Raw genomic sequence first — 13,868 nt, 5'->3', positions numbered from 1 at the left:
ACCGATTAATTTTAAAATTCTTCAATTTCCGGCTCAACACAACCGTCAACATACCAATCGATATCGTATTCTTCAAACGATTTAGGATTATCAACAGTATTGATTTTAAAGCCGCGTTGAATTTTGGCGCTAGAAACTGCAGGAGTTTTTTCTTCATGCTGCCACCAATACAATTTGCGCACCTCCATGCTGCCTTCAGGACGTGAAGATGAAGCATCATTTTCAAATAACGTTTCCAAAGCTTTTTTAAGCAAATCTGCATCTTCTTGTGAGAAACCAGTTTTCTCTGCCAATTGAACATTAACGCTGCCAACTATTTTGTATACGGCAAAATCAACCATATGCTTAATCCCCATCGTATCCGATCCTTTTCCGTCGGTTTCATCTCCATTAACGCTTTTAGTAATTTGCATACTGCTAATTTCAACAGGTGACAGACTCTTGGCTTGCCAAATAGATACAGGACCTCTTATACCAACGCTTATCCCGTTACTCTTTTCGTTATTAGCATTCTTCTTACCGCCCTTAAATGCAAATACCTGTCCAAAGCTTCTTACATCTATCCACTCGCCACATGCAATTTTTGTAAATGTATCTTTATCAGGCTTGCTTTTTTTTAGCTCATTATCAAGTTTTTCACATTTCTTTGCACGGTCTTTCAAACTTTTGCAACCATCATCAGATCTGTCATCTGATTGAACGAATACTTTTTGACCCATGTCTTGTAATCTATTACGAATTTTTCTTTTAATGCAAACATCAGACATTTCACCATATCCGTCTAAATCAGTTCTTGGTCGATTGCCGTTCAATGGATCTCCATTTGGATTAGCATTAGTTGCAGCAATAAATGCCGTAAAATCAATTTTACCTTTCAATTCTGTCATAACAATCACCCTCCGTTATTTTTCTGATTTTTTATTATTCATTTCAAAAGCTTGACTATGATATCCAAGCAAATACAATCCATCAAGCTTTTTGTTATCTTTGAAAGTATCCAATGTAAATAAGTTTTGTACTTCATCCAAAAGCTTAGAATAGTAAATTCTGATACCTGGGTTCAACTTTGCAAGATACGGTTGGATGCTTTCCTCAATAACTCTCCATGTAGTATATGGACGTTGTGAAAAAGCATTCATATATCGCTTGGCATTTGTTACTCTTTCTTTGTCGTATGTTGAATATTCTATTCTATCTGCGATTGCCAGAAGTCTTCCGTATAGATAACTTCTATCCTTGCACTCTTTATCTAAACTCATATTCCATTCCTCCTTGCATCTTTCTAATCTGTATTTTTTAACAAATGAACATGCTAATGACACTGTCTCTTCCCAGTTAAAATGACTATCGTATGATAACGGCATCGAAGCTTTGATTATGCTTTTTTGAACCATATCATATGGGACTCTTCTTCCATCCCATATACATGGAATCAATCTTTTAATCACATTAGCATACAACTTCTCGCTATTTTTACGAATAATCATTTTTCCATTTTCTTCCGTTCCATAAAGTATCTTTGCGATATCATTAACGCTAGGCATACCAACATATTCTATTATTTTTCTATTTTTATATTTCTTATGTCTCCAACCTCCTTCCATATGCCACTTATAGATATTTTCAAGATATTTACTCGATTCTAATGATTTATACTCGGTTAAGGCTACACGACCTTGTGTAGCTGCATCCAAACTTATTAATATCATTTTGGATGTATTGCTGATGCTCTTTCCATATCCATTTAACGCATCATTAAACCGTTTGGCTGTCATATAGTTGCTATCGTACTCTTTTTCCGTCTCGTCATCTGAACAATCAATATAAAATTCATCACACGTTGAAACTATATCTTCAGCATCATCATCCCAGTTAGGCATTTTCTGCTGACTGCTTTCCCAAGTAACGATTGTAAAACTATCAAAATTTTTTCCTTGTTTTCTGATAATCCAATTAAGAGCATTATGAATTTTATATGATGTCTCACCTCCAATAGAAAAAGCCTCTTCTTTGTTATTAAACCTTCCTAAATAAGTATAATTTGTATCATCATTAGATGATATAAGTTTTGCTTTATCCCCTTCATTACGTAGTTTCTTCGGATGAGAATACGTTATCCTTTCCATACTACCAGTCAAATAATCCAATTTTTGTTCAGTCAACGTACTACGATAATATCTTATGAAACTTTTATGAGTATCATTATCAAGCCAACATCTATATAAAATACCGTCATCTTCAACAATGAACCTCACAAATAGTTTATTTTGCTTTATTCCATTAATCTTTTTATCGTAGTCTATTTTACCTTCCTTTGTAGTATCAATAACATTATTATTGATTAAATCATGAATTAACATCCCTTTTTTTAGGTACTTGTAAATGGAATTTACCATTTCATTAGTATATTCGGACGTTGCCCATTTCTCTAATTTTTCAATATACGCTTTAAAATAAGGTTCAAACTTATCACTCTCCTCATCAACGCAATACTTTGAATAATCACCTGAAACGTACTGCAATGAATCGCATAACGGATGAGGCATATTATTCGTAGTACGACTTCCCGATTCAAATGTTATTGGTATAATAGTTACATCATCACCTTTTAAAACCTTATTTGCCTCGATAAAATTGCCATCCTTGTCGATTTTTACTTCAACTTGAGCCTTTACAGTCGTATGAAACAAAGGGAGCAATACCGTTCCTTCAGCATCAACTTTACCGACGATATCCTGATTTGCATCATACAAATCAAGCAACTCTTTTTCCCAGTTCACTTATACCATCTCCTCATCACCAAACTCTTTCAAACCGCTGAACTTACCGTCTCCAAACTTATGAACCGACATTTCGCGTATGGTCCTTTTTTTATCACACTCTTCTGGACGTTTAAATTCGACAATTCCACCTTTTTTCATTACAGGATACCAGAAATTTACCGTCATCTTGTTTTTTTCATCTTGAAGAATCGCTTCATCAGCATACGTTATCCCATGGTACATAAACCCATACGAAACATCTTCATCCATATCATCATAATAACTATCTCCTTCACCAAAAACACATGGTTCTACGTATGCTTGACATTCTCTGGTTCCTAAAAAGATATCTCTGCGGCCTCCGCGTTCCAACATTCTTTTGGCGATATTATGATGCTTATTTTCATTCCAATCTTTAGCTAATTCAGGATGATTTTTATTTTGTTCAAAATGTGCTCTTACTTGATATTTAACATCTTTAAGGTAGGTGTAATAAGATAAATCGTTACCGCCATTATTATACTTAATAGGACGTATCCCTTTAGTTTCGGTTATTATAGGGTTCATTATTCTTACCGCATCAATTATCCACATTATCGTAGGCTTCCAATATATGCTCTCGGTAATTCCCTTCAAAGCCTCATATGTTGGTATGTGATAACTTGATTTTTCCCCGCCAACTCTTGTTACAGGATCTGAAAATAACGCATAATATCCAGCAACCGTATATTCGATAGTATTTCTATGTTTTTTCATCATTATTCTTCTCCAATCTATCAGCCTAAAAATTCATGAAAGTATTTTGTGGTTCATCGGTAATTCCTACCTTCTCACTGTAATAGCTTGAACTGATGGTCAAAATTTTTATATCAAAAACTGAATAAGCATTCCTTTCCAAAGCTGGATAAATCGCATTACCACACCTTTCTTTAAACACATCACTTACCTGAACGGTATATCGTTGCAACCTTCGAAGTATACTCTTCGCATCACTAGTTTTTTTGGCTTTGCTTAATGCTTCAATCAAGATACCACTATCCCCATAAGGTACAATAATTGAATTTTTGCCATCCTCTGAAATAACTTCAAATTTTTTCCCCGCTGTTTCGAATGCCTGTTTTAAATGAGGTAATTCCGTCATTTCTCGAACTCCAACATAATGACGATTTTTTTGATTATTTCCTACTTTATTTCTGCCTAACATTTCAACAATATCAGTATCATAGTCAGGTACTGGATATTTCATAACGTTTTCGCCTAAATTAATCTTCAATTTACTTTGGTATATCTCATAGTATTTTTTAATAGCAGTTTGAGTATCTAGGGCATAATCCAACCTTTCTGGGGTTCCCTTGAAAATACGCAATAAATCTTCACATGCTTCCTGAGCATAAAGCATCTCCTTCATTCTGCCAATATTCTCTACTTCTTGTTTCATCTTTACTATAAAGACTTTTCCCAAGTTCTTTTTCTCTTTATGACGATTACATCTGCCAGCGGCTTGAACTATTCCATCTAAACCCGTTAATGATCTGACTACACAATCAAATGATAAATCGACACCGGCTTCTACAAGCTGCGTACTTACGCATATTGTAGGAACACATTCTTTTAATGACCTACGTATCTTATTTAGAGTATCATCTCTGTGTTCAGGACACATGTTTGTGCTAAGATGATACAACTCAAAATCATCACAACATTCATCCAATGCTTGATATAATTTTCTGGCAACTGCCTTTGTATTAACGATAACTAACGTATTTCCATTAGATTTGAAAACATTTAATACAAATGTCTTCAAATTTTCTATATCCATTCCACCTTTGACACTTTCACTTTCATCAACAAATTCAACGCGCTTAAATTCCTTCACATAATCACTGATTTTTCCGGCCATTTCATTGCACTGTAAAATATTATTTTCATCTTTGACAGCTAATGAAGGTTGAGTAGCTGAACAAAGCACTACAGTTGTATTACAACATTGGGATAAAAAATTTACTGCCAAATTGAACAAGTCTGTACACTTCATCGGAACAGCCTGAACTTCATCAAAGATAATTACGCTATTACAAAGGCTATACATTCTTCTAATGCAACTCTTGTTGTCCGAAAACAAAGTATTTAGCATTTGGACTGCAGTAGTCAAAATAATCGGTCTTGACCATCTTTCAGTCAGTTTCCTATAATTGGCGTCATCCTCAACATCATCATAAATAACATTACAATGATGTTCTAAAACGTAACCATCATTTCCAATAGCTGAACGTATCTCATCAGCATTTTGCTCCAAAATAGAATTATATGGTGCCACATAGAATATATGACTTTTGTGACTATTTAACGCACGATTTAAAGCAAATCTCAAGCTGCTATATGTTTTCCCAGAACCGGTCGGAACCGTGAGACGATACCTGTTAAACTCTTCTTTAGATGCCTCATAACACAAATTAGATATTCTGTTTCTTTGAATATTTAACACGCTTTTTTTAGAAGAACTATGTTCTATTCGAGCCATATGTTCATTAAAATTCATTATACAGCTTTCCCATATGTCATCCAATTCATCTTGAGAAATCTTTTTCGATAGCGACTCATCATCAGAAAAAGAAGCTGTATCACTCCAATCACTATCAATCAAAACCGACAACATCAAGCGTTCATACATTCCTTCATAAAAATCTCTGCTTCCCCAAACATCAAGATCGTTTTCTTTATTAACAAAAGAATTTATGTTTTTATATTCCTCTCTCAAACCTTTGCATGATTCCAAAGCTAATTTTTTGATATCATTTTTTTCATACATTTCATAAAAACATTTTTCAATGTAATCAACATCTATTTCACTTTTGTTTCTCTTGTCCGATAACGTTTCTCCGCTTTCCATGTCAATACAATCTTTAAGTCCATGATGAGAATATACTAAGTTACCAATAACCTCCCTAATCACGTCTTTTTTACTATTTACCATTCTCTCCAAAATTTTTCCGCCAGCAGTCGAATGATCTCCGCCATTATTCTTGTGACTGTACCCTAAATTTATAATATCCCTCATATAGTCTTGAAATTCTTGCCCTATTTTGCCGTCATCGTGTAATAGAGCCGCAACTTTTACTATTGGTTTAAGATACGATATAGGACAATTGTCCCCAGCCAATGTAAAAACATTATCCAGATGTTCTTTTAAACCCTGAATTCTTCCGTCATAAACATGCGCTATATACTTTTCTTCCACATTCTCACCGCCTTTCATCACTTTTACTATTGTGTATTATACTCTTATATTAGATTAAATGAACTTAATTTTAAACCGTTTTCTATTAATTCTTTGTAATTTTTATTCTTCTTTTCTCCTCCACTCCATACCCCCTGCCGTCCTCTGCTTTCCCTTCAAACAAAGACAGATTCCGACGGTGTTCTTGAAGCCGAAATATCGTGCCGCTTCCGTAGCCGTTTGAAATTCGCCGCAGAAGACGTTGTTTTTGAATGCTTGAATCGGACCGGTGTTTCGATTCTTGGATTTTTTTCTTCTTTTGAATCTGTAGTCCGTGGATGCGGCACGTCCCGGGTAGTCCCATTTGAGGTTTTTGACATTGTTGTTGCCTTCTTTTCCATCGATGTGACGCACGAAGGTTCGCTTGGGATCGTCGTTTTCGATAAACGTCCTGGCAACGATTTGAGCTACGGTGTAGTTCTTCTTGTTGCCGTCTTTGTCAACCAGACGGATTACTTTAGTGCCGTTTCTCAGCTTGCTGCACTTGAGAATTCTTTTTTTGGAAATCGTTCTGTAGCCTCTTGCCGTTTTGATCGTTCTTGGCAGACTCATGATTTTGCCGGTATCGGACACCATGTAGCGTCCTTCGTAACCTTTGATTTCTTTCCAGACCATGTGTTTTTACCCCCTTTCGTTCATCAAATATCATCTTGAGTCTTATCATACGCCTTTTTTAAGCGCTAATTCCCGCAAATTTGCGGCAATTAGCATTTTTTTGCAGAAAAAATACCGAAACCATAAAAAATGATTTCGGTCTTCTCCTTTAATTCAATTTAATTCCGTCGGCATTGTACCATTTATACCCGTGTCGCTCGCAATATGCATCGATTTTTTTTGAAAGTTCCCTGCCGGCTCGATATTCGACGATGTAGACGTCAAGTCCTGCTTTTTTGGCCTGCTTAAGGTATCTTTCGTAATAATCCGTATTTTTTTTGGTCTGCCGACCGTATTTTTTCTTGTTGAAATCATATGTCGTGAATACGTCTTCTTGATTGACGCCATCATAAAGCTTTTTAGCACTGCCGTCTTTTAACGTTTCAGAAACAAAGACGTCTCCTCCGTTGATAATCAGCTTGAACCCCTGTCGTTTGAGCGATGCAAGCATCGACTTCAGGCTCTGATAGACTTCAGGCGTATGATATCGATAATAAACATCGGTGTTATCAATGAACAGGCCATCTAATCCTCGTTCCTTATACACTCGAGCCAGATCCTGAACCACCAGACGCTGCCATTTTTCCTTGGTGACGTCTGCCCAATGTTCATCCGGCCAGCCGTCATATCGATCAAGCATGACGTCTTCATAACTTTTATAATAGGGCTGAGCATTTTCAAGCGAACCGATGTCGAGGTATGCATAAACATTTTTGCCGTCTGCTTTCAAAGTTTCAACCTGCTTGCTTTTGAAGCTGCTCGGATCAACCACTATGTTGTCATAACGCTCGTATTTTTTCTGCTGATTCATGTCATCACCGATAAACACGCCGTAATCAAAAGAATCTTTGCGGCATGCTACGAGGAATACGGTTACTGCTGAAAAGAGCACTGCCAAGCATTTTATGTGCTTTGCTTTTATAGCTTCTCCGTTATGTTTTAATAATATTCCATTTATTTTATGTTAACTTGTAAAGACTATTCCCACTCAAAGTTCTCTTTTCCCGCACCGAGCTCAAAGTGATACTTCACAAGTCCGAGATCTTCTCCGCAGGTGTCGCATTTCAAAGCGACTTTTTGACCTTTTCCGCTGATCAGAAAATTTTGTTTGCCAAATGCAGTGGGTGCAAGCAGCGCTGCATTTACACCGGCAACGAACCAGTCCGGTGTCTCACCCTCGTATGAACTGACTGCTTCGACATCCTTTTGCTTGTGCCGTTCCCCAGCGGTTTCCCCATACCCGACAACAATGATTCCGATGACTTTTTGATTGGGAACTTTTCCTTCGACGTTTTTTTGCTGAACGTTCCGCCAATCCACCAGGTGTTGAGTCCAAGCGTTTGGGCATAAAGCATCAGGTCTGCTCCGACATATCCCAATCTCTCGTTCAGATCAGCGCTTTCTTTTCCTGACATGATAAAATAGTTGGCAGCATTTTTGGAAGCCAGTTTTCCCATGAGATTCAGTGCTGAAGAATCCTCCGTTTCCAGTTTGACGTGCACCTGATATTTCTCGTTGTCTTCTTCGACGCGCTTTTTTAAGGCTGAGAACGTTTTCTAAGTCAAGCTCTTCATCCCGATATCTGCGCACGACGTGTCGTTTTTTCATCGCCTCTTTAAAGTCCATATATTTCCCTCCTTTATTTTTTTATTGAGCAGATTGCAAAAAAAGCAACTCGCTATGACGCGAGCTGCTTTCAAAAATTATTTGACGCTGACATCTCCGGTTTGGTAATTGATTTCGATGCCCTTTTGAACGTTTGGCACGAACACGTTGAATTCAAGCGATCCCGATCTGCTTTTGGCCTCAATATGCGCCCCGGAAGGAACCAGATTGCCTTCTTCAAACAAATCGGTAACGCGATAGCGAACCCGTTCATTTTGATCAAGCGCTTTTCGGACAAGTCCTTCATAGTAGTTTTGACCGGTCGAATTTGCGCTTTGGGCCTCATTTGCCCAGGCCGTTTGCGTTGCGATATTGTCTGGATTGGATTCAGATGCGTCAAACCCTCTCAGTCCCCCGACCAAAGCATAAGCCAGCAAGTGACCTCTGTCGTAAGCATGAGAGTAGCGACCGCTCAAATCAAGTTTTTGTTTGAAGCCTTGGGGGCGCCAGTCGGTCCTGCCTTGGCCGGTTTCGCTGCGATTTTTGTATTGTCTGGTCGTCTTGTTCAGCCAGGCATCCCCAATCATCGCCCCGGTTTCTTTTCTGTTGACCGCATACGGAGCACTTGAAACATTGGCATTCAAATCGGTCTTGTTATCATTGATGATGAAGGCTCCATGTCCGTTCCACTCGATTTTCTGTCCGAGTCTTTGTCTGATCGAATCGCTCAAAACGCTTTCCGCAAGCTGTCTTTCCGGTGTGCTTTCGTCGTTTTGGACGCGGCTTGTTTGAGATTGACCTCCTGAATTCAGCCACTCGTCCAAGCCGATTTTTTTGCCGAAGGCAGTCCAGCTCAGCAGGACCACCCCGATGGCAATGATCAGGGTCGCAAAGCTTTTGTTTTGTTTTCTTCTTTTGACCATTGTTTTTCCTCTGCATTCCACAAGATGTTTCCATTATAACAAAAACACCCTACAAAATGCAGAGTGTTGAAAAAATTTGATCAAATCTTGAAATGGCCGGTATTTTTCTTCAGTTCTGAAATAATTCCGTTGAACCAGTTCGTCGTTGCCATGACCTCTTCGGAATTTACAGAAACTTCTTCCGTTGAGGACGAAATGCCTTCAAGACTTGTCATTACCTGCCCCTGAATCTCTTCAATCTTGACGCTTGCATCCTTGACCTGTGCCACTCTGTCGGCCAGCCCTTGATTGCTCTTTCAAACTTCTGATGTCGACTTGATGGCACTTTCGATGAGTTTCATCTGCTTTTGGTTCCGCTGAACGATTCTTGTTCTTTTTCAACCGTCAGATTCGATTGATTTTTGATTCAGAAAATGATCTCTTCAATTTCATGCGTTTATTTTTAACTTTGTTCGACCGGACTGGGAACCTCTGAAGCAACGACCAGGAAACCTTTGCCGTCTTCATCGGTGCCGGCTGCTTCAATTGAAGCGTTCAAAGCAAGCCAGTTCGTCCGGTGCGAAATTTCGCCGGAATAATCTTTGGACACTTTGATAGTCGTATATTTCTTTGTCAACGTTCACAATTGATTTCATGAACTATTCACGTGTTCTTTTAGTAACAAAAACGTTTTTACAATCTTTTCATAAATTTTATTTGACATTCTCCTTTTCCATGTCGTATAATAAATGACGTTGCGATGGTTCGGTAGCTCAGCTGGATAGAGCATCCGCCTTCTAAGCGGACGGTCGTGAGTTCGAATCTCACCCGAATCATTCATAACTTACTTAACCGAGCTTTTAGGGCTCGGTTTTTTGTTATCCAACCAAAAAATCTGGGAATCATCCCGGGTTTCCTTTGACATGCCGGATGTTTTCTCGGTTCAGCAGTTCACCGATTTCTTCCAACATCTTTTGATCTTTTTTGAGCCAAAATCTTCTGTCCAACATCTTCTTCGTCTGTTTGGATTCATCTTCGACGATGACCGGCATCGGTCCCAAATATCGTTTCATAATGGCAAACAACTGGCGTTTCGTTTCGATCGTGATCGTGTTTGGAAAATGCAGTGCAATATATTCAATCGGCTCGACGCGATCAACCACGAAAGAAAGACCGTTTCGTTCCTGAACTCTGCCGTAAAACAACAACTCGGCATTTCCTTTCAATCCTCTATGATATCTGAGAAACTGTTTAGGGAAAAAAGTTGCCTCCATCTCGCCCGTCTGATCAATGCATGAAACAAACGCCATCTCGTCGCCTTTTTTGGTCTTGATCTTCTTAATTTCCTTAATTCTAACAAGAACGATTGCCTGCTGATCGGGAACAAGGCTGGCAAGCGAACTTGCTCCGATTCCTTGTGCGAATGCACTGTATTTGTCAAGCGGATGCGCTGACAAGTATACGCCAAGATGTTCCTTTTCTTTTTCCAACCGCTCTTCCAGAGTCAGTTTCTTGACGTTTTTCTTGCTGGGCACGAAAAGCGATTCAAGCAAGGGAACACTCATCGAAAGCTGATCGTACTTCACCAAAACGTCAAGCCTGTTCAAAAGTTGACTTCGATCGGCTCCCAAAGAATCAAACGCTCCGACGTAAATCAGCGTTTCAACGATCGGTCTGTAGCTTTTGGCGATTTTTTCGCGTTCTTTTGCATCACCGTCATGATCTTGCTTATCGACAAGAGCACGGTCAACCATTCTGTTCATGAAATCATCCAGACTTTTAAAAGGTCGGTATCCGCCAGCATGGCGCTCAGCCAAAATCTGTCGAATAAAATCGAATCTGATTCCCTTCACGGACAGAAAGCCAAACATGATGCCACCGTCAGAAATGCGAAAATCATAACTGCTTTTATTGATGTCGGGCACAAGGATCTTGATTTTGCGCTTCTTGGCAGCCGCCAAAAAGCTTTGAGTCTTCTCAACGTTGCCGATTACGGTACTAAGCAGCGCACAATAAAATTCTGCCGGGTAATGTGCCTTAAGGTAAGCCATCTGAAAAGCCATCTTCGAATACGCAACGGCGTGCGAACGATTGAAGCCGTATTCTCCAAATCGTTCAATGTAATCATAAACTCGCAATGCGTCTTCTTTTGAGAAACCCTTTTTTTGAGCACCTGCGACAAATTTGACGCGCATTCTTTCAATCGTTTCATGTTCCTTCTTGCTGATCGCCTGACGCAGAATATCGGCTTCGCCCAATGTGAAACCACCCATTTTTGACGAAACCTGCATGGCTTGCTCCTGATAGACGATAATTCCGTAAGTGCTATTTAAAATTGGTTCCAAAACCTTTGCCGGATAAGAAACATTTTTTCGTCCGTGACGTCTTGCCGTAAATTCGTCAATGTTTCGAATCGGTCCTGGACGATACAAGGCATTCAAAGCAACGATGTCTTCAAAATTCTCAGGTCTGATTTTAAGCATGGCCTGTCTGATTCCATATGAATCAAATTGAAAAATTCCTTCCGTTTTGGCATTATAAAAGAGTTCCAAAGTTTCTTTGTCGTCGAGCGGAATTTGTTCAAGATCAAGCTTTGATGCTACATTTTGGTTGACAAGATTCTTTGCCGTATTCAAAATTCGCAAATTTTTCAAACCTAAAAGGTCGATTTTGAGCAAACCTGCTTTTTCAACCGGTTTTTTTGAAAACTGGGTCATCAAATAACCGTCATTTCCGATTTGAACCGGAACGACTTCGTCAAGATTTTGATCGCTTAAAACGATTCCGGCAGCATGCGTCGAAAAATGTCTGGGCAACCCTTCAAGCTTTTGCGCAGTTTCAAACAGGCGCTCGTTTCTTTTGCTGTCCGCGATCAAATTTCTGATTCGCTGAGATTCCCTCCGAGCACGCTCAAGCGTCATTTCATCCCCGAAAGGTATCGCCTTTGACCAAGCCTCAGTCTCGGCCTGAGTCAGCCCGAATATGCGGCATACGTCGCGCAAGGCCTGCTTGGCACCAAATGTGTCAAACGTAATAATTTGTGCCATGTGTCGACTTCCGTACGTATCATAAACATACTTGATGATCCGATCACGCTTATTGTCAGGAATATCCAGGTCGATATCAGGCATTTCGTGACGTTCTTCATTTAAGAAACGCTCAAATAAAAGATTATACTTAATCGGATCCACATCGGTAATGCGCAAGACATAAGATACCAGCGATCCGGCGGCAGATCCGCGTCCGGGTCCAACGATGATGCCGACTGAGCGCGCATATTGCGTAATCCCGCTGACAATCAAGAAATAGTCTTCGAATCCCATCTCATGAATCACTTTAAGCTCGTAATCAAGACGCTTTTGATAAATGTCGATCTTATCAGGATTCTCTCTGAAACAGCGCTTGATTCCGTCAGCGCACAGCCGTTTCAAATAATCATGTGATGAAACTTTTGCAACGCCCTTTTGAAATTTGTAATGCGGCAACGAGATTTCAGATGGAGTCAGCCAAAAGTCGATTTCGGAAAGAAGTTTCTCAGTTTGGCCAAATTCGGTTTCCATCCCTGCATTTTTATAATCGATTTGATATTCATTCGGTGACTTCAGATATTCAGAACCGGACATACGCTGATCAAAATTGATTCTTTCATCCGCATCAATCGCCTGGAGAACCACTTGTCCAAAATAATCATCCGGCTTCAGATATTCGACTTTTGACAAGGCGATTTGCGGAATCTTCAAAGTTTCTGCGATCCGATACGCATCAAGCAAAAGTTCGCGCGAAAATTGAGGTCCTTTGCCCAGATACAGTTTTGCACCGTTTGACTGCAGCTTTTTAAGAAACTTCGGCGAGCTTGCAACCTTGATCGACTCGGGCGAAACAATCACCGCCACCCCGTCAAGACAATCTTTTATGTCATCGCACGTTTGCGGGTTGTCATGCGGATCAAGGCTGTTTTCAGACAGTTTGTTTGATGAAATTTTCACTAAATTTCGATACCCTGCTGCATTTTTGGCAAGCAAAAGCAAAGAAATCGGTTCTTCTTCACCGTCTCCTTGCATATTAAGCTCAATTCCGATTACCGGTTTTTTTATTCCGTATTTACGACATGCTTCAAAAAATTCAAACGCGCCATAAAGAACGTCGACGTCGGTCAGGCAAAGTGCCTCATATCCCATCTTGCTTGCGGCTTCGACGTAATCGCTGATCTTAAGCGGGCTTTGCAACAGACTATATGCGCTTTTTACCTGAAGCGGTGCAAACATTTTGCGTCATCCTTTCTAAAACAAAAACACATGTACGCTATTTGTTTACATTATACTAAAATTTCTAAGATACTTCCATTTTTTTGCGACAAATTCCTCAAATTATTTATGAAATGAAAAGAAGTTTGTGCTACAATATGTAACGAATGAGAGGTGTTTTCAAATGGCAAAACAACTGACTATTTTGGTCTGGGGCGCTATTTATGGTGAAGTCATCGGATACGTGCTTTCCGCTTTGAGCGGGACTGCGTTCGATCCCGCAATGAGTGCCGTCATTCCCGCAATCGGAGGACTGATTGCAATCAATCTCTTATCGCTTTTCGTTAAGAGTCCTGAAAAGAAGTAATAAAAGAGCCGAGGGCAATTGCCTCGGCTTTTTTAGAATCAAAAAAAGCCCCGCTGG

12 protein-coding genes, 1 tRNA gene and 1 pseudogene are annotated in these 13,868 nt (G+C 39.6%); 2 read left to right on the top strand and 12 right to left on the bottom strand.

Annotated features, from left to right (window positions below; all coding sequences use genetic code 11):
- Positions 1–11: 11 nt before the first annotated feature.
- The 11 genes and pseudogenes from cas7c to BMZ95_RS11630 all read right to left on the bottom strand — a co-directional run bounded on the left by cas7c (position 12) and on the right by BMZ95_RS11630 (position 9,837).
- Positions 12–887: a type I-C CRISPR-associated protein Cas7/Csd2 gene (cas7c, locus tag BMZ95_RS00560; RefSeq protein ID WP_046922790.1), complete on the bottom strand. Its 876-nt coding sequence runs from the start codon at positions 885–887 to the stop codon at positions 12–14.
- A 15-nt stretch (positions 888–902) separates the two neighbouring features.
- Positions 903–2,780: a type I-C CRISPR-associated protein Cas8c/Csd1 gene (gene cas8c, locus BMZ95_RS00555; RefSeq protein ID WP_046922791.1), complete on the bottom strand. Its 1,878-nt coding sequence runs from the start codon at positions 2,778–2,780 to the stop codon at positions 903–905.
- Positions 2,781–3,518, bottom strand: coding sequence for a type I-C CRISPR-associated protein Cas5c (cas5c, locus tag BMZ95_RS00550; protein WP_046922792.1), 738 nt, complete (start codon positions 3,516–3,518; stop codon positions 2,781–2,783). It abuts the gene before it with no gap.
- 25 nt (positions 3,519–3,543) lie between these two features.
- Positions 3,544–6,000 carry a CRISPR-associated helicase/endonuclease Cas3 gene (locus BMZ95_RS00545; protein ID WP_052750379.1) on the bottom strand — a complete coding sequence of 819 codons (2,457 nt, stop codon included), beginning with the start codon at positions 5,998–6,000 and terminating at the stop codon, positions 3,544–3,546.
- Positions 6,001–6,102: 102 nt separating this feature from the next.
- Entirely contained in the window at positions 6,103–6,654 is a 552-nt protein-coding gene (locus BMZ95_RS00540; RefSeq protein WP_046922794.1) for an NUMOD4 domain-containing protein, read from the bottom strand.
- A 148-nt stretch (positions 6,655–6,802) separates the two neighbouring features.
- Positions 6,803–7,585: a glycoside hydrolase family 191 protein gene (locus BMZ95_RS00535; protein WP_225357340.1), complete on the bottom strand. Its 783-nt coding sequence runs from the start codon at positions 7,583–7,585 to the stop codon at positions 6,803–6,805.
- A gap of 86 nt (positions 7,586–7,671) precedes the next feature.
- A pseudogene (locus tag BMZ95_RS00530) lies at positions 7,672–8,195 on the bottom strand (nitroreductase family protein).
- Positions 8,086–8,319: a hypothetical protein gene (locus BMZ95_RS11360; RefSeq protein ID WP_225354871.1), complete on the bottom strand. Its 234-nt coding sequence runs from the start codon at positions 8,317–8,319 to the stop codon at positions 8,086–8,088. Before BMZ95_RS11360 ends, BMZ95_RS00530 begins: the two are co-directional and overlap by 110 nt.
- A 77-nt stretch (positions 8,320–8,396) precedes the next feature.
- A complete protein-coding gene (locus BMZ95_RS00525) occupies positions 8,397–9,221 on the bottom strand; it encodes a DNA/RNA non-specific endonuclease (RefSeq protein ID WP_014073505.1) in 825 nt (274 codons plus the stop codon).
- An 80-nt stretch (positions 9,222–9,301) separates the two neighbouring features.
- The gene (locus tag BMZ95_RS00520; protein ID WP_225354864.1) at positions 9,302–9,490 is read right to left on the bottom strand and encodes a chemotaxis protein; all 189 of its coding nucleotides are present in this window, start codon (positions 9,488–9,490) and stop codon (positions 9,302–9,304) included.
- A gap of 173 nt (positions 9,491–9,663) precedes the next feature.
- Positions 9,664–9,837, bottom strand: a complete 174-nt coding sequence (locus BMZ95_RS11630; protein ID WP_080927159.1) for a methyl-accepting chemotaxis protein — start codon at positions 9,835–9,837, stop codon at positions 9,664–9,666.
- Between the two features lie 125 nt (positions 9,838–9,962).
- Here BMZ95_RS11630 and BMZ95_RS00510 point away from each other — a divergent pair.
- A tRNA-Arg gene (locus BMZ95_RS00510) sits at positions 9,963–10,036 on the top strand.
- A gap of 66 nt (positions 10,037–10,102) precedes the next feature.
- On the opposite strand, the gene BMZ95_RS00505 is transcribed toward BMZ95_RS00510, so the two are convergent.
- Entirely contained in the window at positions 10,103–13,465 is a 3,363-nt protein-coding gene (locus BMZ95_RS00505; protein ID WP_046922796.1) for a DNA polymerase III subunit alpha, read from the bottom strand.
- A gap of 163 nt (positions 13,466–13,628) precedes the next feature.
- Between BMZ95_RS00505 and BMZ95_RS00500 the strand changes: the two genes are divergently transcribed.
- Entirely contained in the window at positions 13,629–13,811 is a 183-nt protein-coding gene (locus BMZ95_RS00500; protein ID WP_014073507.1) for a YjzD family protein, read from the top strand.
- The last annotated feature ends 57 nt before the right edge of the window (positions 13,812–13,868 follow it).

The organism is Ligilactobacillus ruminis DSM 20403 = NBRC 102161, assembly GCF_900113455.1.
In the GTDB taxonomy this organism is placed as follows: domain Bacteria; phylum Bacillota; class Bacilli; order Lactobacillales; family Lactobacillaceae; genus Ligilactobacillus; species Ligilactobacillus ruminis.
This window is presented reverse-complemented; position numbering and strand designations above follow the sequence as displayed.